The organism is Streptomyces spiramyceticus (assembly GCF_028807635.1).
Classification (GTDB): Bacteria; Actinomycetota; Actinomycetes; order Streptomycetales; family Streptomycetaceae; genus Streptomyces; species Streptomyces spiramyceticus.
The window spans coordinates 3,985,073-4,005,663 of record NZ_JARBAX010000001.1 but is presented as its reverse complement, the minus strand read 5'-3'; the positions used below and the strand labels follow the sequence as shown (position 1 = coordinate 4,005,663).

The 20,591-nt window shown below is 71.8% G+C and carries 15 protein-coding genes; 5 read left to right on the top strand and 10 right to left on the bottom strand.

Translation table 11 applies throughout. The features are described 5' to 3' along the window. Positions 1-4: 4 nt before the first annotated feature. Positions 5-2,089: a cell division protein PerM gene (locus PXH83_RS18350; RefSeq protein WP_274561458.1), complete on the bottom strand. Its 2,085-nt coding sequence runs from the start codon at positions 2,087-2,089 to the stop codon at positions 5-7. 116 nt (positions 2,090-2,205) lie between these two features. Here PXH83_RS18350 and PXH83_RS18345 point away from each other — a divergent pair, with 116 nt between their 5' ends. Then, entirely contained in the window at positions 2,206-3,783 is a 1,578-nt protein-coding gene (locus PXH83_RS18345; protein WP_274561457.1) for a helix-turn-helix domain-containing protein, read from the top strand. 118 nt (positions 3,784-3,901) lie between these two features. On the opposite strand, the gene sucD is transcribed toward PXH83_RS18345, so the two are convergent. The 8 genes from sucD to PXH83_RS18305 form a co-directional block, all read right to left on the bottom strand. After that, the gene (gene sucD / locus PXH83_RS18340; protein WP_214921172.1) at positions 3,902-4,786 is read right to left on the bottom strand and encodes a succinate--CoA ligase subunit alpha; all 885 of its coding nucleotides are present in this window, start codon (positions 4,784-4,786) and stop codon (positions 3,902-3,904) included. A 21-nt stretch (positions 4,787-4,807) separates the two neighbouring features. Then, positions 4,808-5,989, bottom strand: a complete 1,182-nt coding sequence (gene sucC, locus PXH83_RS18335; RefSeq protein ID WP_214921171.1) for an ADP-forming succinate--CoA ligase subunit beta — start codon at positions 5,987-5,989, stop codon at positions 4,808-4,810. A gap of 397 nt (positions 5,990-6,386) precedes the next feature. Continuing rightward, a complete protein-coding gene (locus PXH83_RS18330; RefSeq protein ID WP_274561456.1) occupies positions 6,387-7,283 on the bottom strand; it encodes a hypothetical protein in 897 nt (298 codons plus the stop codon). Between the two features lie 108 nt (positions 7,284-7,391). Beyond that, positions 7,392-8,264 carry a hypothetical protein gene (locus PXH83_RS18325; protein ID WP_274561455.1) on the bottom strand — a complete coding sequence of 291 codons (873 nt, stop codon included), beginning with the start codon at positions 8,262-8,264 and terminating at the stop codon, positions 7,392-7,394. Positions 8,265-8,359: 95 nt separating this feature from the next. Further along, positions 8,360-9,553 carry a VWA domain-containing protein gene (locus PXH83_RS18320; protein ID WP_274561454.1) on the bottom strand — a complete coding sequence of 398 codons (1,194 nt, stop codon included), beginning with the start codon at positions 9,551-9,553 and terminating at the stop codon, positions 8,360-8,362. Next, positions 9,550-11,940 (bottom strand): DUF5682 family protein, encoded by a 2,391-nt coding sequence (locus PXH83_RS18315; RefSeq protein ID WP_274561453.1) that lies wholly within the window; start codon positions 11,938-11,940, stop codon positions 9,550-9,552. Before PXH83_RS18315 ends, PXH83_RS18320 begins: the two co-directional genes overlap by 4 nt. Continuing rightward, positions 11,937-13,085 carry an ATP-binding protein gene (locus PXH83_RS18310; RefSeq protein ID WP_274561452.1) on the bottom strand — a complete coding sequence of 383 codons (1,149 nt, stop codon included), beginning with the start codon at positions 13,083-13,085 and terminating at the stop codon, positions 11,937-11,939. The genes PXH83_RS18315 and PXH83_RS18310 overlap by 4 nt, the downstream gene beginning before the upstream one ends. A 102-nt stretch (positions 13,086-13,187) precedes the next feature. Further along, on the bottom strand, positions 13,188-13,592 hold the full coding sequence (locus tag PXH83_RS18305) for a hypothetical protein (RefSeq protein WP_274561451.1): 405 nt from the start codon (positions 13,590-13,592) through the stop codon (positions 13,188-13,190). 145 nt (positions 13,593-13,737) lie between these two features. Between PXH83_RS18305 and PXH83_RS18300 the strand changes: the two genes are divergently transcribed. Together PXH83_RS18300 and PXH83_RS18295 are read left to right on the top strand one after the other, a co-directional pair. Further along, entirely contained in the window at positions 13,738-15,117 is a 1,380-nt protein-coding gene (locus PXH83_RS18300; RefSeq protein WP_274561450.1) for an SWIM zinc finger family protein, read from the top strand. A 17-nt stretch (positions 15,118-15,134) separates the two neighbouring features. Then, on the top strand, positions 15,135-16,982 hold the full coding sequence (locus PXH83_RS18295) for a DUF5691 domain-containing protein (RefSeq protein ID WP_274561449.1): 1,848 nt from the start codon (positions 15,135-15,137) through the stop codon (positions 16,980-16,982). A gap of 160 nt (positions 16,983-17,142) precedes the next feature. Here the strand turns inward: PXH83_RS18295 and PXH83_RS18290 are convergent, their stop codons facing one another. Next, on the bottom strand, positions 17,143-17,556 hold the full coding sequence (locus PXH83_RS18290; protein ID WP_274561448.1) for a coenzyme B12-dependent isobutyryl CoA mutase small subunit: 414 nt from the start codon (positions 17,554-17,556) through the stop codon (positions 17,143-17,145). A 351-nt stretch (positions 17,557-17,907) separates the two neighbouring features. Between PXH83_RS18290 and PXH83_RS18285 the strand changes: the two genes are divergently transcribed. Together PXH83_RS18285 and PXH83_RS18280 are read left to right on the top strand one after the other, a co-directional pair. Next, entirely contained in the window at positions 17,908-18,768 is an 861-nt protein-coding gene (locus PXH83_RS18285) for an esterase/lipase family protein (protein WP_274561447.1), read from the top strand. A gap of 215 nt (positions 18,769-18,983) precedes the next feature. Further along, the gene (locus tag PXH83_RS18280) at positions 18,984-20,561 is read left to right on the top strand and encodes a M23 family metallopeptidase (protein ID WP_274561446.1); all 1,578 of its coding nucleotides are present in this window, start codon (positions 18,984-18,986) and stop codon (positions 20,559-20,561) included. Positions 20,562-20,591 lie beyond the last annotated feature (30 nt).

Sequence of the window (20,591 nt, the reverse complement as noted above, 5' to 3'; positions counted from 1 at the left end):
CCGCTCAGCGCTCCCCGGCGACGCCCGGGCCCGGGGAGGGCAGGTGCCCACTGTCCCGGCCACCGGGACGGGCCTCACGACCACCAGGGCGACACCAGGCCGAGGACCTGCCGGAAGCACGGGAAGCGACCTCGGCCTGCTGGGCGCCACCCACCCCCGGCCCTCCGGCCCCGGGCGGCTGAGCAGTGGCCCCAGGATCACCGGCACCCGCGCCTGCGGTACCCCGGCGCCACCACGGGGACGATTCGCCGGGCGCAACAGCGGCTTCAGGGGCACCCGCACCACGGGAGCCCCCTCCCGCGCGCACCCCAGCAGCGGCCCCGCCGACACCCGCGCCCTTCGGCTCGGCAGGAGCAGGGATGGTCGTGTCGCCGACCTGTACGGAGGCCCTTGCCCCACGTCGCCGAGCAGGGGGCTCACCGCCACCGACAACCGCACCCGCCGTACCCCGGCCTACGCACCACCACGGGGACGATTCGCCGGCCGCCGCGGCGGACTCCTTGAGACCAGCACGAACCGACCCACTGCCCACGGGCTCGACACCGCCAACACCCGCACGGCCCCCACCCCGCCCCGCCACCGACCCCTCAGGAGCGGGGGCAGCTGCCTTGCCGGCCTGCACGGAGACCCTCCGGCCTCTGCGCCACCACGGCGTCGACTCGACCAGAGCGCCCGTATCCGCCGACGTCCCAGTCCTTCGCCGCTGCGGCGTCCCCTCCGTAGAGGGCCCGGCCTTCGGCACGGCTGCCCGGCTCCCCCTCCGCCACCACGGCGTCCTCTCGCCCTCCCCTGCCTTCTCCGCCCGCGCACCCCGCCGCCCCCACCATGACTGCGGCGCACGTTCGCGCAGCCGCCAGGCGCGCAGGGTCAGTGCGCCCGGGACTCCGAGTGCGACCGTCCACACCAGCGCCGCAGCGCCCGTACGCCACCACACGGGCCCGAACTGCGTCAGGTCCCCCACGCCCAGCGGCCCGCCGGCCAGCGCCGCGAGTGCCGCGGCGGCGACCCCGCAGCCGACGCCCGCCAGCGCCGCCGTGAGCGCCGTGTCCCGCCAGCCCCACGCTTCCTCGCGCAGGGCGTACGGAGGCGCCGCCGTAGCCACCGTGAACCACGCGACCGCGCCCGCCGCGCCGAGCGGCACCGCGAGCGAGGCCCAGGCCACGGGTGACGCCACCCCCTCGCCCGGGAGTGCCGCGAGCAGCGGGAAGTGCGGCTGCGCAGGGGTGCCCGCCACGACCAGCGGCGTCGCCGTGGCACCCGTACCGAGGGCGAAGCCGGGCCCGAGACCGTACGCGGCGCCCCACACAGCGGCGTTCGGCACCAGAGCCACAACCAGCAGCATCAACGCGAGCCGGCCCGACCAAGCCCCCGCGAGCTGCAGAAACGCGCCCTGTGCCGACCTCGTGTGCCACACCAGCGAGGCCACCAATAGCAGCGCGCCACCGCCCACCAGCGCCACAACCCCGGCGCCCCCGGCCAGAACCGCAGCCCTGGTCCGGGAGCGCGCAAGGGCCTCCCGCACGCGCTGCGGCACCCAGCGCGGCAGGGGGCCGCGCGGACGCCCACAGGCCGTCCACACCCCAGCGGCTGCGGCCGTCGCCGCAACAAGAGGCAGATGGAGCGCGGCGCTGAGCGGCGCGGCGGGCAGCGGCCCGCCCGACGCGTAGAGCAACGCGCCCGCACCGACCACCAGGTACCCGCTCGTCACGCCCCAGAAGGCAACGCCCGCCGACGGCTTCGCACGCCCCTCCTCCGGCTCCAGCGCATCCCGGGCGGCCCGGTGCGCCAGCCACACCGGCAGCACGAAAAGCATCATCGGGGTCAGCCCGACCGGCGCGGGGGCACCGGAGAGCGTGTCGTACCGGACGAGTTCCGTGCCGTGGGCGAGCAGCCACAGCCCGGCGGCGACGTGCAGTGCAGCGCCGGGCCCGCTGTCGGGGTACGGCGAGCTGATCCACAGCACCATCACCACCGCGGCCAGCGAGCCCAGCCCGAGCCCCGCCGCGATGGCCCCCCGTACAAAACAGGCGGCCTGCGCCGAAGGGCGGCTGTGCACGGACGGCAACAGAGGGCCAGTCACTTGAGTCACGCGGCCATGCTGCCAACGACACGCGCTTATTCCGCGTAACAGGCGAATGACTGCCGTGTCGCCCAATATACGTTTATGTACTTTTTCGCTTGGTACAGCGCCGCGGGGAGCCCTTCATGACACAGAGCGCCCACACCCCCTCGGCCGCCCCCCTCCCCTCTCCCAAGGAGCGGCGCAGGCTGCGCCAAGCGAAAGCAATGTCCCTGGAGCAGCTCGCAGCCGCCCTGGGTGTGAGGCGCGAGACGCTCCGTTCGTGGGAGTCGGGCCGCACGAGTCCGAAGGGCCGCAAACGCGCGGCGTACGCGAAACTCCTGTCCACCATCAGCGCGGAGAGGGAGAAAAAGCCCGACGCCGTTGCGGACACGGAGCCGCCGGGAGGGGACGTGCAGGGGCACTCCCCGCAGGGTGTCGAACACAGTTTGGGCGGCGTACAAACACACCCCCCCGCCCGTTCGGCACCCGAGGAGACGCCCCAGCGCGGCACCGCCCCCGAAGCCACCGCACCCACGCCCACCACACCCACACAAGACGAACCGCCCCCGGACACGACGCAAACCGCCACGCCCTCAGACGCAACGCCACCGGAAACGGCACCGCCCCCGGACGCCCCGCCCCAGGACACCGCACCGGCCCCGGACGCCCCGACGCCAGAAACCGCCACGCCCCCCGACGCCACGCCCCAGGACACCGCACCACACCCCGACGCGACGCCCCAGGACGCACCGACCCCGGACGCGGACGCCACTCCCCTCGCGCCTGAACCCGACGCCACACCAACAGACACCGCACCACACCCCGACACCACACCCCAAGACACTGCACCGACCCCAGACGCCACTCCCCTCGCGCCCGCCCCCGACCTCACGCCCCCGCCCCGCACCGCCGCCGAAGCCTTCGACGCCCTGTACGTCCGCTCCGCCCCGGCCCTCCTGCGCCAGGCCTACCTCCTGACCGGACGCCGCCGCCTGGCGCAGGAGTCCGTCGAGTACGCCTTCCACCTCGCCTGGCAGCGCTGGCCCGAGGTGGCGACGGACCGGGACCCCGCAGGCTGGGCGCGCGCAGCGGCGTACGAGTACGCGATGGCCCCCTGGCACCGGCTGCGCCGCGCCCACAAGCACCCCGACCGGCCCCCCACCGACCCCGCCACCCGGGCGCTGCTCGACGCCCTGCTGCGCCTGCGCCCCACGCACCGCCGCGCGCTGCTCCTGTACGACGGACTGGGCCTGGACCTCCCCGATACGGCGGCCGAGACCGAGGCCAGCACCCCCGCGGCCGCGAGCCGCCTCCTCAACGCACGCGCGGCGCTGATCGAACGGCTGCCGGAACTCGCAGAGGCGGCGACACCCGCCGAACTGTCCGCGCTGCTCCAGCAACGCCTGCACGCCCTCGACCAAGCCGTCCCAAAGATCGGGCTGGTACCCGCCCGCGCCGTACGGACAGGCAGCGAGCGCAAGACGAGCTTCTGGACAAGAGCGGCCCTCGCGTTCACTGCACTGATCGTCGGAGCGACGGCGTTCACGGTGGTCAACGCCCCCACGCGGTACGAGCCTCCGCCCTCCCCGGGCAAACCGATCATCGGCGTCCCGGTCAGGGGCGGCCCGCAGAACCTGTCACCGGAGGACAAGGAACTGCGCGACAAACTCCGCGCGGAACCCATGAACGGCCCGCACCGCCTGGCACCGGAAGCCCAGTGAACGCGGGCGGGCCCGTACCCCACAAGGGAGGTACGGGCCCGCACAGTCAGCGCAAAGCTGGACAGTCACCGCAAAGCGGTATCAACCAGCGTCAGCCGGCAAAGCAGCACACCGGATGTCAGCCGGCAAGAATCGCACGCGCCAGCTTGGCCGTCTCGGTCGGCGTCTTGCCGACCTTGACGCCCGCGGCCTCAAGGGCCTCCTTCTTGGCCTGTGCGGTGCCAGAAGAACCGGAAACGATCGCACCGGCGTGACCCATGGTCTTGCCCTCCGGCGCGGTGAAGCCCGCGACGTAGCCGACGACCGGCTTGGTCACGTTCTTCGCGATGTAGTCGGCCGCACGCTCCTCCGCGTCGCCACCGATCTCACCGATCATGACGATCAGGTCGGTGTCGGGGTCGGCCTCGAACGCAGCGAGGGCGTCGATGTGCGTCGTACCGATGACCGGGTCGCCACCGATGCCGACGGCGGACGAGAAGCCGAGGTCACGGAGCTCGTACATCATCTGGTAGGTCAGCGTGCCGGACTTGGACACGAGACCGATGCGGCCGGGCTTGGTGATGTCGCCCGGGATGATGCCGGCGTTGGACTGGCCCGGGGTGATGAGACCGGGGCAGTTCGGGCCGATGATCCGCGTCTTGTTGCCCTTGCTGGAGGCGTACGACCAGAACGCGGCGGAGTCGTGCACCGCGATGCCCTCGGTGATGACGACGGCGAGACCGATCTCGGCGTCGATCGCCTCGACGACCGCGGCCTTGGCGAACGCCGGCGGCACGAAGAGAACCGACACATCGGCGCCGGTCTTCTCCATCGCTTCCTTGACGGAGCCGAAGACCGGAACCTCGGTGCCGTCGAAGTCGACGGTCGTGCCGGCCTTGCGCGGGTTCACGCCGCCGACGATGTTGGTGCCGTCAGCCAGCATGAGCTTGGTGTGCTTCATGCCCGTGGCACCGGTCATCCCCTGGACGATGACCTTGCTGTCCTTGGTGAGGAAGATAGCCATGGTTGTGGTGTCCCTCGTCCCTTACTTCGCAGCCGCGGCGAGCTCGGCGGCCTTGTCGGCCGCGCCGTCCATGGTGTCCACGCGCTGCACGAGCGGGTGGTTGGCGTCGGAGAGGATCTTGCGACCCAGGTCCGCGTTGTTGCCGTCGAGGCGCACGACCAGCGGCTTGGTGACGTCCTCGCCCTTGGACTTGAGCAGCGCCAGGGCCTGAACGATGCCGTTGGCGACCTCGTCGCAAGCGGTGATGCCACCGAAGACGTTGACGAACACGGACTTGACGTCCGGGTCGCCGAGGATGATCTCCAGGCCGTTCGCCATGACCTCGGCGGAGGCGCCGCCACCGATGTCGAGGAAGTTGGCGGGCTTCACGTTGCCGTGGTTCTCACCGGCGTACGCGACGACGTCCAGGGTCGACATGACCAGACCGGCACCGTTACCGATGATGCCGACCTCGCCGTCGAGCTTGACGTAGTTGAGGTTCTTGGCCTTGGCGGCAGCCTCGAGCGGGTTGGCTGCGGCCTTGTCCTCGAGCGCCTCGTGGTCGGGCTGGCGGAAGTCGGCGTTCTCGTCGAGAGACACCTTGCCGTCGAGGGCGATGATGCGGCCGTCGGCGACCTTCGCGAGCGGGTTGACCTCGACGAGGAGCGCGTCCTCGGCGACGAAGGTGTCCCACAGCGTCACCAGAACCTCGGCGACCTGCTCGGCAACCTCGGCCGGGAACTTCGCCTGGGCGACGATCTCGCGGGCCTTCTCGATCGTCACGCCGTCATTGGCGTTGACCGGGACCTTCGCGAGGGCCTCGGGGGTCTTCTCCGCAACCTCCTCGATGTCCATGCCGCCCTGAACGGACGCCATGGCGAGGAAGGTGCGGTTGGTGCGGTCGAGGAGGTACGAAACGTAGTACTCCTCGGCGATCTCGGGCGCGGTCTCGGCGATCATCACCTTGTGGACCGTGTGGCCCTTGATGTCCATGCCGAGAATGTCCGTCGCGCGGGCGACGGCCTCGTCCGGGGTGGCGGCAAGCTTGACGCCGCCGGCCTTGCCGCGGCCGCCGACCTTCACCTGCGCCTTGACGACCGACTTGCCGCCCAGCCGCTCGGTGGCCTCGCGCGCCGCCTCAGGCGTTTCGATGACTTCACCGGCCAGCACCGGTACACCGTGCTTGGCGAAGAGGTCCCTCGCCTGGTACTCGAACAGGTCCACGCGCGTCCGTCCCTTTTCTGGTGATCGCGGTTCGTTGCTTTGAATGCGATGGGCGTGCCGCGAAGGGCAACGTGACGGCACTGTCACAAGGGAGGCGTACACGGTTCCGGTACGCGGCATGTCCGTCTCGCAGGTTATCCCCGTGTGCCGTAGGACCCTAAATCGCAGATCACACCTGAGCGGTGATACCTGTCACAGATCACACATGTGAACAGGTCGGCAGGGCTCGGAGGAGGACACAGCAGTGGACACAGAGCCGGGCGGCCTCCACCCCAATGGAGACCGCCCGGGGAAGGAACATCGGACCCGCCTGTCAGACGTCCCGCGGCAGACGCCGCGCGTCGGGTGACACGCGACGGATGTCACGCGACGGGTGTCACGCGACGGATGCCCTGCCTCAGATCCCCTGGGTGACGTACGACGCGTAGCCCGGGGTGACCGTGGTCGCCGTGCCCTGGGCGCCGGAGATCGCGTTGCCGGCGAGCGGGGTCGAGTCGACCGTGCCGTACATGTCCTGCGCGAACGGCTGGACGTCGGACACGACGCCCCCGGCGAACGGCGTCACGTCGCCGGCGACACCGTACGCAAGGTTGCCGGCGCTGCCGCCGACGCCGTGCACGACGGGCTGGACCTGGTTGACGACGGTCTCGACGAACGGCTGGGCCGCCCCCTGGACGCCGCCCGCGAACGGGCCGACCTCGGAGGCGACGCCACCGGCGAACGGCTGGACGTCGCTCGCGACGCCGCCCGCGAAGGGCGTCACATCGGCGACCGCGCCCTGGGCGAGACCGCCGGCGTCGCCGACCGCCTGACCGGCGACGGGCAGCGCGCTGTTCACGGCCCGGGCGGCGATGGGCGGCAGGACGTCCTGAGCGGCGGCGTCGACGAACGGGGAGGCGGCGGTGACCGCACCCTCGGCGCGGTCGGGGGCCTGCTCGAGGTCGGGCGCGAAGGCGGAGAGCGGCCCGAAGAGGTAGTCCACCTCGCCCTGGGCGTCGGCCGCGTCGGGCACATCAGCCACGGAGGGGGCGGCGGGCAGGTCGTGACGCACCTCGTGGCGCACGTCCTGGCGAACGTCCTGCGTGGCGGCCTTGGTGTCCTGGACGACGTTGGTGTCGACCTCGACGTCGACGTCAACCTCCTTGAGGTCCTCGACCGCGTCGGCTGCCGTGTCGGGCGTGGAGAGCGGCACCGAGACGGACAGCTCGGACGCGCTCGCGGCAGCGGTACCGAGGGCCCACATACCACCGGCGGTGGCGGCGACGGCTATGGAACGGCGGATGTTCTTGTTCATGCTTGCGTCAGATCCTTCGAATTCGTTCGGCTGGCCGGAGATTTCCGGATGGCGGGCAGACCTGTCCCGCCCCCGCGCGGCAGGTCATTGAGCGGGGGACGGTCTGCCCTAGCCGGGGAATTCGAGAATTTCGTCAGGTTGTTCGCAGGTCGGTGCGGCGGTCGCCGGAAGCGCGGCCCCGCGCACGAGTCCGAAACGGGCGTCCCCGGCGAACGCGGCCGCCTGATCACCGGAACGCGGCGCGCTCACGTCACCGGCCGCCGGTCGTACGCCGTCACGGCACGGCCCGCCGGGCGCCTGCACAGGCGCCTGGCCGTACCGAGGAACGTCCGGGCTCCGGTAGCCATCCCGATGCCCGTCGGGGACCGACTCGCCCCAACCACCTGCCAGGTACAGGGACAGGTACGACCTGTCGCCCACACCGGCCTTGTGCGCTACGGGCAGGGTTACGCCCCCACTCGCGCCCCGCTGCGCCCGCTCGCCGGTGCCCAGGTGCGCAGCCTCCTCCGCACCGTCCGAGGACGGATCCGGAACCGGCGACGCCGCGGGAAGCTCCGACGCCCCGGGTATCCCAGGCGCCTTCGGCACGACCGGCAGCTCCGCCGCGGGCGGTTCGTTCATGGGCAGCCGCCTGTCGACCTGTTCGGCCACCTCGCCGACGGGCCGGGTGGCGCGCTGCGCGACCCCAATCACCGGCTGAGCCACGACGGTCACCGACTCCGCGGCCTCTCGCACGGCCTCGGCGCCCTTGTGCACAGGCCGGGTCGACTGCTCCTCGACCGGAGCCACGACGGCGCCGGCAACGGCCGATTCTGCGTCACGAGCCGGCGTCGGCGATTCGGCGGCGTACGCCTGCCCGCCCCACAGGAACCCGAGCGCCAGCAGTCCGCCGAGCACCAGCACCACCTGCAGCGCACGCCGCCCGGCCGCCCGGCGCATTACGCGCAGGGCAGCGGCGGGTGGAGCGACTACGGCAGTCAAGGGACCGGAATCCTTCAGAAACGAGGGAGGGAACGACGAAGGGAACGACGGGGGTGATGCTCGCACGAGACTCCCGGGGTTACGCAAGTCTTGTGTTACTGATGAGTCACCATGTCCGGTATGGGCAGTGGTCGTTTCTCGATTGCCGCCGCCATCACCTCCGGAAAGAGGTCGGGCGTACAGGCGAAAGCGGGTGCGCCCAGCGCCGCGAGAGCCGCCGCGTGCTCACGGTCGTACGCCGGGGCGCCCTCGTCGGAGAGCGCGAGCAGCGCGACGAACTGCACTCCCGACGCCTTCATCGCCGCTACCCGCTTCAGCATCTCGTCCCGTATCCCGCCCTCGTAGAGGTCGCTGATCAGCACGACGACGGTGTCGGCAGGCCGCGTGATCTGCGACTGGCAGTACGCGAGGGCCCGGTTGATGTCCGTACCGCCGCCGAGCTGTGTGCCGAAGAGCACGTCGACCGGGTCGTCCAGCTGGTCGGTGAGATCGACGACGGCCGTGTCGAAGACCACGAGGCGGGTGGCGATCGAGCGCATGGAGGCAAGGACCGCGCCGAAGACGGAGGCGTAGACGACGGATGCGGCCATCGACCCCGACTGGTCGATGCACAGGACGACGTCCTTCTTCACGGACTGCGAAGCGCGGCCGTACCCGACGAGCCGCTCGGGAACGACAGTCCGGTACTCCGGAAGGTAATTCTTGAGGTTGGCCCGGATCGTACGGTCCCAGTCGATGTCCCGATGCCGGGGGCGGCTGACGCGGGCACTGCGGTCGAGGGCGCCGGTCAGAGTGGCCCTGGTACGGGTGGCAAGCCGCTTCTCCACATCCTCAACGACCCTGCGAACGACCGCGCGCGCGGTCACCTTGGTCGTCTCGGGCATCGCCTTGTTGAGCGAGAGCAGCGTCCCGACGAGATGGACGTCGGCCTCGACGGCTTCCAGCATTTCCGGCTCCAGCAGCAGCGCCGAAAGCCCGAGCCGCTCTATGGCGTCGCGCTGCATGACCTGGACGACGGAGCTGGGGAAGTACGTACGGATGTCGCCGAGCCAGCGCGCGACGGACGGCGCGGAAGCGCCGAGCCCGGCGGATCGGCTGCGGCCCGCGTCGCGCCCACCGCCGTAGAGCGAACTGAGCGCTCCGTCCATGGAACTGTCCCGCCCGGTGAGCGAGCACCCGGTCCCATCCCCCTCCCCGCCACCCAACACAAGCCGCCACCGCCGAAGCCGCTCCGACGTCACCGACGCATCCGCCGGTGCCGCCCCTACGTCCCTGCCCTTCACGCTCATCGGGCCTCCCCCGCCAGGTCGTCCACCAGGTCATCCACCACGTCACTCACCCCGTCGCCCGCCACCTCGCGCGCCACCGCCTCGCCCGTCACCTCGCCCTCGCCATCCGTGTCGCCCAGCAACAGCCGCAGCACCGGCACCACAGCGTCCGCGCGCTCCTCGTCGAGCCCCGGGCCGAAACCGGGTGCGCCGGCCTCCGATCTCGCCTGGCGTTCGGCCGACGGGCCGCGTCTGACCAGTTCGCCCAAAGTCCGCCGTACTCCCGGCTCGTACGCCGAGAACGTGCGGCGCAGCAGCGGCAGTACGTCGATGAAGGCGTCGTCGGACACGCCGGTGAGCCAGGCGTCGACCAGACCCAGCAGCCGCTCGTCGTGCACGAGGAGCATTCCGCCGCCCGCCGCTCCGCCGACGAAGCCCTCGACCCAAGCCGCGGCGTCGGCCGGCAGCGTGCCCGGGGAAAGGGCGAGCCCCATGAAGCGCGCTGCTTCGTCCTCCCCGAGCCGCCCGTCGTCCAGCAGCAACCGCACGGCCCGCCCGCGTATCACCCCGCCCACGGTTTCCCGCGCGGCCAGCTTGCGCAGCACGCCCGCCCAACGCCCGCGCAGGTCGGCATCGTCGCCCGCCGTCGTCTCCGCCAGGAGACCGATCGCTGTGTGGACCGCGTCGACATGGCGGCGCATCTCTGCCGCGCCGTCCGCGTCGAGTCCCGTACAGGCGGGCGGCAGCCCTACGCAGATCCGCTCGGCCAGCCCCGCCGCCACCTCACCGAGCGCGGCCGTGTCCGTGCCGCGCACGTCGCCGTACCGCAGGGACCGGGCGAGGGCGGGCAGCGCCTGGGCGAGGTGGCCGACATCCGCGTCCAGCGCGGCGCGGTCGGCCAGGGCCCGCATCACCACCGGGAGGGCGTCGGGCAGTTCGGCCAGGAGGCACCGCTCGGCGAGAGCGGTGACATCGGCGAGTGCTGTGGCCGAGGCAGCCTGTGTTTCGGCCTTGGCAGTGGCGGCGGAGAGCACGGTGGTGCCCCACACCCCGGCCTCCGCGACCCGCACCGACAGCTCCGGCTCCCAGCGCAGCCGCCAGCTCTCCCGGAACGTACCCGTACTCCCGCGCGACGCCGCGGGCTCGCCCCAGCCGATGGACAGGAGCCGCAGCCGGTGCAGCAGTCGGCTGCGGGCCGCGTCGGTGTCCCTGCGCAGGTCGAGTTCCAACTCGCGGTCCTGCGCCTCAGCTTTGAGTCGCAGGCTGCGCTGCGACCTGGTCAGGTCGCGCTGCAACGGCACGGCGGGCGCCGCGTCCGGGACCTCGCCGAGTACGTCTCCCACGACGAGCCGGTCGCGTACGAGCGCGAGCGGGACGTCGGAGCCCTCGCACATCACCGCGCGGACGGCGTCGGTCGTCTCGGTCAGGCCCGCGAGGGGGCGGCCGCGCATGGCGGCGAGGGTTTCGGCGAGCCGGACGGCTTCGATGACATGGGCGGAGGAGACCATCCGGTCCTCGTCCCGCAGGAGCCCGGCGACCTTGGTCATCCAGCGCTCGACGGGCCGGTCAGGAGCGCCGAAGAGGTGCCCGTACCAGCCGGGCGAGTCGATGCCCGCGCCGTATCCGCTGCGTCGGGCGAGCCTGCGGTGGGTCCAGGGCACCCAGGTCATCTCGGCCTTGACCTTGGGCAGGCCCTTGAGCATCGCCCGGTCCGCCGTGGCGGTGGCGACCTTGTCACCGAGCGCGGGCACGTGCCAGGCACCGCAGACGACCGCGATGTCGGCGCCGTACTCCCTGCGTGCGGAGCGGAGTTGGAGGCGCATGTACGCCTCGCGCACACGGTCGCGGGGGTGCCCGCCGTCGCCGTGCATCTCACGCAGCGCGCCCATGGCCTCGGCGAGCGCACCGAAGGGCGCGAACGGATCGCCGCCTCCCACGCCGCCCCCGCGGTGCTCGACGACGTCCTCCCACCACCGCTCCGGGTCGTCGTACCCAGCGGCCTCCGCGAGCACCGCAAGGGGATCGATCGCCGGATCCTCCCCCGAGCCGGCGTCGGCTTCGGCCGAGTCCCCCGTCTCCTCCGCGAGCGCCAGCGAGTGCGCCGCCGGAAGGTCCATGAAACGCACCGGGACGTCGTGCCCCAGCGCCCAGCGGATCGCGACCCACTCCGGGGAGAACTCGGCCAGCGGCCAGAACGCGGCCCGCCCCGGGTCGTCCGTGACATGCGCCAGCAGGGCCACGGGCGGGCGCATCGCATCGTCCGCCGCCAGCGCCAGCAGCGCGTCGCCCTCGGGCGGTCCCTCGATCAGTACGGCGCGGGGCCGCGCCGCGTCGAGCGCGCCCCGCACCGCGCGGGCCGAACCGGGCCCGTGGTGGCGCACGCCCAGCAGCAGAGGGCCACCCGTCATCCCGAGACCTCCCGGCAGGCGCGGTAGAAGTCCTTCCAGCCGTCACGCTCGCGGACGACCGTCTCCAGGTACTCCTGCCAGATGACGCGGTCCGCCGCCGGGTCGCGCACCACCGCACCAAGAATCCCGGCCGCGACGTCGCCGGAGCGCAGGACGCCGTCCCCGAAGTGCGCGGCGAGGGCGAGGCCGCCGGTGACGACGGAGATCGCCTCCGCCGTGGAAAGCGTGCCCGAAGGGGACTTGACCTTCGTACGCCCGTCGGCCGTGACGCCGTCCCGCAGCTCGCGGAAGACGGTGACCACACGCCGGATCTCGTCGAAGCCGTCGGGCGCGGCCGGCAGATCGAGGGAGCGCCCGATCTGGTCGACGCGGCGCGACACGATGTCGACCTCCGCGTCGGCCGTCGCGGGCAGCGGCAGGACGACCGTGTTGAAGCGCCGGCGCAGAGCGCTGGAGAGGTCGTTGACCCCCCGGTCGCGGTCATTGGCGGTGGCGATGAGATTGAAACCGCGTACTGCCTGCTGCTCCTGCCCCAACTCGGGGATGGGCAGCGTCTTTTCCGACAAGATCGTGATCAGGGTGTCCTGCACGTCGGCCGGGATGCGGGTGAGCTCTTCGACCCGCGCTGTCATGCCGTCGGCCATGGCCCGCATGACGGGGCTGGGCACGAGGGCGTCGCGGCTCGGTCCGTGCGCGAGCAGCCGGGCGTAGTTCCAGCCGTAGCGAATGGCTTCCTCGGGCGTACCGGCGGTGCCCTGCACGAGCAGCGTGGAGTCGCCGCTGACGGCGGCGGCGAGGTGCTCGGAGACCCAGGTCTTCGCGGTGCCGGGGACGCCGAGCAGCAGCAGGGCCCGGTCGGTGGCGAGCGTGGTGACGGCGACTTCGACGATCCGGCGCGGGCCCACGTACTTGGGCGTGATCACCGTGCCGTCGGTCAGTGTCCCGCCGAGCAGGTACGTGGCGACGGCCCACGGCGACAACTGCCATCTGGCGGGCCGCGCCCGGTCGTCGGCCGCGGCCAGCGCCTTGAGCTCGTCGGCGAACGCGTCCTCGGCGTGCGGCCGCAGGGCCTCGACGCTGTCCGCACCGGCGGCGCTGCCGGTACTGGCGACACCGTCGACGGGCTTGATTTCGGGCACGGTCATGGATCCCCCTCCAGATTTCCCGGATGTGGGATCCACCGTGCACCACGCCACTGACAATCGACCGTCATCGCAGGTCAGGGCCCAAATGGCAGAGCCCGGAGGTTACTTCGCGATCGGCGAGACCGCGACGCAGCCACCGACCATGGCCTTCTCGCCCTTCGCTTCCTTGATCGTCTCGCCCTTGTAGATGACCTTGCAGGTCAGATCGGCCGAGCCGTCGATGCTGATCGGCGAGACGGCGGGCGCCATGATGCCGCGGAGCGTGACCGTCTTCTTCCACGGCAGCGTGGGCTTCTTGGCCGACTCCATCTTCGGGTTCATGGCCGTGCCCTCGCCGCCCGTGTACTCGATGGATTCGACGCTCTTGCCCGTGACCTCGTACGTGACTTCGTACGTCTCGTTGACCGCCTTGTCGACCTCGTCGACGGTCGTGGCGCAGGCGCCCAGGCCGAGAGCGAGGCCGGTGACGGCGGTGGCGCAGACGGCTGCGCGGACGATGCGGTTCATGAGGGACCCCCCGGTTTTCAGCTTCAGGACCTCGCGCCCGTCAAGGGGGCGAAGTGCAGTCATGATACGCCGACTCCGGCCGCCTACACCCGGCGAAACCGCAGGTGGGAGCCCATTGTCAGTGGTGGCCCGTAGCGTCTTTCCCATGAATCAGCAGGGGGTGCGCTGGACTGCGGAACAGGTGCTGGCTTTGGCTCCTGACGATGCGTCACGCAAGACGGGAAGCAGGCTCGGCACGGCCGGGTCGTGGTCGGAGGCGGGGAGCAGCGGTTCAGGAGCCGTCTGGGGGCTCTGCAAGGGCAGCGGCAGCAAGCCCTATCGGACGGTGGTCGATACGGCGGGCGGCAGCCCGGCGTACAAGTGCAGTTGCCCGAGCCGGAAGTTCCCGTGCAAGCACGCGCTGGGGCTGCTGCTGCTGTGGGCTGCGGACGATCCGACCGTGCGGGATTCGGAGGTGCCCGACTGGGCCCGTGAATGGCTGGCTGCGCGCAGCGAGAAGGCCGGGCGCAAGGCGGGTTCGCCGGACGCGAAGTCCGGGGAAGGCGAGGGGACATCCGGCGGGGCGGCCGACCCGGAGGCGGCCAGGCGCAGGGCCGAGCGCCGGGCCGAGCGGATCACCATGGGGGCCACAGAGCTGGAGCAACGACTGACCGACCTGCTGCGCGGCGGTCTCGCCGCCGCCGAGCAGACGGGGTACGCGATGTGGGAGGAGACGGCCGCCCGCATGGTCGATGCACAGGCACCAGGACTGGCCGCTCGGGTACGGGATTTGGGTGCGATACCGGCGTCGGGACCGGGCTGGCCGGTGCGGCTGCTGGAGGAGTGCGCGATGTTGCACCTGCTGGACGTGGCCTGGCTGGGCCGCGACCGGCTGCCGGAGCCGCTGGCCGCGACCGTGCGGACGCGCGTCGGCCTCACCGCACCCGCAGCGGGCCCGCCGGTGCGGGACCGCTGGCTGGTGCTGGCGCAGTACGACACCCCGGACGGAAAGCTCGTCACGCGCCGCATATGGCTGTACGGCAAGGAATCGGGGCGTACGGCGCTGGTGCTGTCTTTCGGCGCCGCGGGCCGCGCACCCGAAATCGCCCTGCCCGTGGGCCTGATGCTCGACACCGAGCTCACCTACTACCCCGGCGCGGGCCAGCTCCGGGCCGACGTCGGTGAGCGGTTCGGCGCCCCGGTCGCAATCGACGCGCCACCGCCCGGCCGGGGCACGGCCGAAGCCCTCAGCGCCTACGGGAGGGCGTTGAGGGACGATCCCTGGCTGGAGGCCTGGCCGGTGACTCTGAGCGACGTCATACCGGTCCCGTCCGGCGACGGCTGGCAACTGGCCGAAGGCTCTGGGGGAGGAGCGGCGCTGCCCGTGGACCCCAGGGCACTGTCCCGGCCCGGGCTGTGGAAGCTCACCGCCCTGTCCGGCGGCGGCCCGGTCACGGTCTTCGGCGAGTGCGGCCACCGCGGCTTCACCCCACTGACGGCCTGGCCCGAAGGCTCGGCGGAAACAGTCCCGCTCATCGACACCTGACCGTACGGAGGGCCCCGATGACCAGCACCACGAGCACGACAGCCACTACCGCCGCAGGCACCACCACGGCAGGCACTACTACCGCAGGCGCCACCACCACCGCTGCACGCACCGCCACGGCAGGCACCGCCACCGCACTCACCACAACCGCGGGCACCGCCAGCGCCGGCACCACCGCCGCTGACGCCCCAGCCACCGCCCCCGGCGCCTGGGAAACTACTGCGTGGGAGGAGCTCGTCACCGTGGCCCTGCTCGGCACCGACCGACGGACGCCGCCCGCCGCCGCCCCCGGCAAGGAAGCACCGGTCGCGCTGCTGGATGCCGCCGCGCACCAGACCGTACGGCGCAGGGCCGGTCTGCTCCCCGCGCCCGCCGCCGCGCGCCCCGAGCCCGCGCCCCACGATCCGCGTCCCGAGCTGCCCCCGGCCGCCCGGCGCCGCCTCGCCCAGCTGCTGGCCGGCCGTTCGGCGTCGCCCGCCGGCGCCGGAGGGCGTCGTGGCACGACGCCCGACCTCACCGAGCTGCTCCCTCAGTGGCTCGCCGCTGCCAACCGGTGCCGCCATCAGGCACCACCGGCCCTGCTGCCCGCACTGCTGGACGCCGCCCGCGCCCGTACGGACCTGCGGCCGCACGCCCTGACCTTCGCCGGGCCGCGCGGACTGTGGCTGGCCGGGCTCAATGCCGACTGGCGGTTCGCCCTGCGCGGTGCGTCGGGCGGCGCCTCACTGCCTGACCCCCAAGACGCGGCCGCCGTACGACGTCTGTGGGAGGAGGGCCTGTTCGCGGAGCGCGTCGGCCTCCTCGCCGCCGTACGGGCGCACGAATCGGGCGCCGCGCTCGCGCTGCTCGCCACGACGTGGCCCACCGAGCGGGCCGAGGACCGCCTGATGTTCCTCGACTCGCTGCGCACCGGCCTCTGCGACGCGGACGAGCCGTTCCTGGAACAGGCGCTGTCCGACCGCAGCCGCAATGTGCGCTCCACCGCCGCCGAACTGCTCTCCGCCCTGCCCGGCTCGGCCCTGGCCGGCCGGATGGCTGCCCGTGCCACCACGTGCGTCAGCCTGGACCGCTCCGACCGCATGAGGGGCGGCGAGCGCATCGCCGTGGAGGCGCCGCACGAATGCGATGCGGACATGCAGCGCGACGGCGTCGTGCCGAAGCCCCCGGCCGGGCGGGGCGAACGATCATGGTGGCTGGGCCAGTTGGTGGAGTCGGCTCCGCTGTCCGCGTGGACGCACCGGCTCGGCGGCCGTACGCCGCAGGAGATCGTCGCCCTGCCGGTGGCCGACGGCTGGCGGGAGGAGCTGCACGCCGCCTGGTGCCGGGCGGCGGTGCGCCAGCGGGACGCCGCCTGGTCCCGGGCGCTGCTCGGCGCACCCTCCACACCCCCGGACACCGGTCCCGGCACGTCATCGCTCGCGGAGCGCTCGAAGTTGCTGGCGACGCTGCCCGAGGGGGAGCGGGCGGAGTGGGTGGCGGCGTTCATCGCGGCGCACGGCCTTTCCGAGGCCTTCCAGCTGCTCGGGGTCTGCACCGTGCCCTGGGCGGAGCCGCTCGGCCGTTCGGTGGTCGACGCGCTCGACATCGCGCGGGACGCCGGGAGTTACCCGTGGAGCTTCAGCGGGGTCATGGGCCTGGCCGAGCGCTGCCTGGACCCCGGCGAAGCGGGCCGCCTCGAAATACTCACGACGACGCCGGACGAGCAGGAGGACGCGTCGCCCGGGGCCGGTGGGTACTGGTCGGAAGCGTTCCAGCGGCTGGTCGGCACGTTGCGCTTCAGGGCGGCGATGCTCGCGGAGCTGCACGGGACGCCGCAGCCCGTGGCGGGAAGCGGAGCTACCCCGCCCCGCCCCTTCCCGCGGTGACATTTTGCGGCTGCCGCCGCGTGAGGGCCACCGCGGGGGCCCCAGTCCTCGGACTCCCCCAAGTACTGCGCCCGGGGACGAGGACACCACGGGCAGGAACGCCAAGGCCCCTCCGGTGCCCAGCCTCTCCGGTGTCCGGCCCCCCGTATTGCGGCGGCGCCTACGCCTGCGCCGCCTGGCGGACGTGGCTGTTGACCCACTCGACGATCGACTGCGTCGTCGCGCCCGGCGTGAAGATCTCCGCGACACCCTGCGCCTTCAGCGGCGCGATGTCCGCCTCCGGGATGATGCCGCCGCCGAAGACCTTGATGTCCTCCGCGTCGCGCTGCTTGAGCAGCTCGATGACCTTCACAAAGAGCGTGTTGTGCGCGCCGGAGAGGATGGACAGGCCGATCGCGTCGGCGTCCTCCTGGATGGCGGTGTCCACAATCTGCTCGGGCGTCTGGTGAAGTCCGGTGTAGATGACCTCCATACCGGCGTCGCGCAGCGCACGCGCGATGACCTTCGCCCCGCGATCGTGCCCGTCGAGTCCCGGCTTGGCGACCACCACGCGGATCGGCCCGGTCACACCCATCACTGCCTCCATGTACCGACTGCGCCGTCATTGGCACGCGCCCCCGCACCTGAAAAGGACGGGGAAGTGAACGAACGTTATCTCCAGCATCCCGCAACCGGCCGTTTCACGGTGGATAGGGAGGGGGAAATCACACGTGGGACATGTTCGCTATGCGTCGCTCCTGCCACAAAGGGCAGCAACAGCAGCAGTCGGGGGCGATCGCAAGGGGAGCCGCAACGAGGTCGCCGTACCACCGTGCCGTCAGCCGCCCGGCACGGTGGTACGGCCGCTGAGCGTCTCGGCCCGGCACCCCATGAGGGCCCACGGGGGACAGAGCCGCCACCCCGCGTGCCGTTCGGGAGGTCGGCCATGAGGGTCTTACCCTTCTTCTTTTTCTTTCCGCCCCGCCTGCGCCAGATACGACTGTCCGCCGCGTTCCTGAGAGCAACCGCCCTGGAGCTGGCGATCCTCGCCGGGCACCTGTTTCTCTACCCGTCGGGCATTGCCCAGGAGCGCCGGGACGCCCCCGCCCCGCTCCCCGAGCCGGTCGCTCCGATCCCGCCCGAAGCCTCCCGGCTGCCCACGTCCGGACCGGACCACCTGCCCGTCGTCCTGCTCCACGGCTTCGTGGACAACCGGTCCGTCTTCGTCCTGCTGCGCCGCTCCCTCGCCCGGCACGGCTGGCGCCACCTGGAGTCGCTCAACTACTCACCGCTGACCTGCGACATCCGCACCGCAGCCGAGCTGCTCGCCCGCCATGTCGACGAGATCCGCGAGCGTACGGGCCACACCGAGGTCGACATCGTCGGCCACAGCCTCGGCGGCTTGATCGCCCGCTATTACGTGCAGAGGCTCGGCGGCGACATCCGGGTACGCACCCTTGTCACCCTCGGCACCCCGCACTCGGGCACCACAGTGGCCCCACCCATGAGCGCCCACCCCATCGTGCGGCAGATGCGCCCCGGCTCCGACGTGATCGAGGAGCTCCGCAGGCCGGCTCCCGGCTGCCGCACCCGGTTCGTGAGCTTCTGGAGCGATCTCGACCAGTTGATGCTCCCCGTGGAGACGGCCTGCGTCACGCACCAGGACCTCATCGTGCAGAACGTCCGAGTGACAGGAATCGGCCATCTCGCCCTGCCCGTACACCCGGCAGTCGCCGCCGGCATCCGGCAGGCGCTCCAGACTCAGGACGCGGCCGCAGGAGCGTCGGGCTCGGTCTCGGTCGCCTGAACCGCAGTCGAACACTCGTCGAACGTAGGATCAAAGCTGTGCCCGCCGTCCGCCAAAAGACGGCCGAATGCCCGATTCCGGTGCCCTCAATTCCTGGCGAAGATTGTCGCCGTCCCTTACCGCCGGGTACAGTCGCGCCACTGCTTTGCCTCTGGGGCCCCTCCCGGGACCCCAGCCCCCACAGGTCCTGATTTGCCGAGGCGAGAGAGAAGTTGGTGGACGACCAGCACGCCCACGCCGGGTACGACGGCTACTCCACCGGCAGCTTCCAGACAGACCCCCTCTTCGGCGCGCTCCCCGACACGGAAAGCCACTACGGGGCAGGCCACAGCGGTCAGTACGACTCCACCCAGTGGGACACAACGGGCGGCCAGGCGCAGAGTTACGACGCCTACGGCACGCAGCAGTACGACACCACCGGAACCTGGGCCACCACCGGCTATCAGACAACCACGGACATTCCGGCACAGTCCACCGGCCAGTGGGACTCCAACGCCTGGAACCAGACAGGGCAGTTCGGGACCGGCTCATACGAGACCGGCCCATACGAAAACGGCCAGTACGAGACCGGCCAGTACGAAACGGCGCAGTTCACACAGGCCGCGGACACCACCGGCCACTGGAACACGGCACCGGGATACGACACCGGCGCGTACGACACCACCGCCTGGAACACCGGCCACACGGACCACACCGCACCCACCACCAGCCATACCGGTGCGTATGCCACCATCCCGCCCCAGCAGCAAGTCTCCTACGAGACAGCCGAGTTCCCGGCGGTCGACCTGGTCGAGACACCTGCGGTGTACGAGGCAACGCACGACACGGCGCACGACACCCAAGTCACCCACGACACGCCCGACGCCTACGAGCAGCCGTACGGTCATGCGTACGAACCTGAACCCGAGCCGTACGACACGCCCGAGGCCCAGCCGGGAGACGAACCGGAAGACGAACCGGCGGGCCACGAAGGCGAACTCGCCTCCGCAACGCCCGTCGCATCAGTATCCGTCGGCCCCCGCTCCGCCCGCCGCTCCGCGAGCCGCAGCCGCCGCCGCACCCCCGCCAAGCGCTCCGCCCTCTTCACCGTCGCCGTGCCCTCCGCCTGCGTGATGGGCGTCGCCGGTATCGCCGCGGCATCGGTCAGCGGCGTCGGGACCGGCGCGCCCGAGGAGAAGAAGGGCACCGCCACCACGGCCTCCGCCGCCGACCCGGGTTCGGTCAAACCTGTGGCCGTGAACAACAAGCTGGACACCCAGCTCGCCAACCTCAGCGCGGATGCCGACGACTTCGCCGACCGCGCCAGCCGTACGCAAGAGCGCATCGACCTCAGGGCCCGCCAGGCCGCCGAGAAGAAGCGCAAGGCCGAGGAGGCCGCCCGCAAGGAGGCCGCCCGCCCCAAGTTCGCGCTGCCGGTCGAGCAGGAGGGCCTCAGCGCGTACTACGGCCAGGCCGGGGTCAACTGGATGTCCGTGCACTCCGGCATCGACTTCCCCGTCTCGTACGGCACACCGGTGATGGCCTCGACCGACGGCACGGTCCGCACGCAGTACAACACCGCCTACGGAAACATGGCCATAGTGACCGCCGCCGACGGCACGGAGACCTGGTACTGCCACCTCAGCAGCACAAAGGTCCGCTCCGGCTCGGTCCAGGCGGGCGACGTCATCGCCTACTCCGGCAACTCGGGCAACTCCACCGGCCCGCACCTCCACTTCGAGGTGCGCCCCGGCGGCGACTCGGCCGTCGACCCGCTGCCGTGGCTCCGCAGCCACAGCCTCAGCCCGACGTAAAACCGAACCACCCTCCCCCGCTACGACGGC

Excerpts from the sequence above, each read along its gene's own strand:
- sucD (WP_214921172.1), bottom strand. The coding sequence starts at position 4,786 with ATGGCTATCTTCCTCACCAAGGACAGCAAGGTCATCGTCCAGGGGATG.
- PXH83_RS18300 (WP_274561450.1), top strand. The coding sequence starts at position 13,738 with ATGAATCAGCAGGGGGTGCGCTGGACTGCGGAACAGGTGCTGGCTTTG.
- PXH83_RS18345 (WP_274561457.1), top strand. The coding sequence starts at position 2,206 with ATGACACAGAGCGCCCACACCCCCTCGGCCGCCCCCCTCCCCTCTCCC.
- PXH83_RS18330 (WP_274561456.1), bottom strand. The coding sequence starts at position 7,283 with ATGAACAAGAACATCCGCCGTTCCATAGCCGTCGCCGCCACCGCCGGT.
- PXH83_RS18315 (WP_274561453.1), bottom strand. The coding sequence starts at position 11,940 with ATGACGGGTGGCCCTCTGCTGCTGGGCGTGCGCCACCACGGGCCCGGT.
- PXH83_RS18295 (WP_274561449.1), top strand. The coding sequence starts at position 15,135 with ATGACCAGCACCACGAGCACGACAGCCACTACCGCCGCAGGCACCACC.
- PXH83_RS18320 (WP_274561454.1), bottom strand. The coding sequence starts at position 9,553 with ATGAGCGTGAAGGGCAGGGACGTAGGGGCGGCACCGGCGGATGCGTCG.
- PXH83_RS18305 (WP_274561451.1), bottom strand. The coding sequence starts at position 13,592 with ATGAACCGCATCGTCCGCGCAGCCGTCTGCGCCACCGCCGTCACCGGC.
- PXH83_RS18285 (WP_274561447.1), top strand. The coding sequence starts at position 17,908 with ATGAGGGTCTTACCCTTCTTCTTTTTCTTTCCGCCCCGCCTGCGCCAG.
- PXH83_RS18290 (WP_274561448.1), bottom strand. The coding sequence starts at position 17,556 with ATGGGTGTGACCGGGCCGATCCGCGTGGTGGTCGCCAAGCCGGGACTC.
- PXH83_RS18310 (WP_274561452.1), bottom strand. The coding sequence starts at position 13,085 with ATGACCGTGCCCGAAATCAAGCCCGTCGACGGTGTCGCCAGTACCGGC.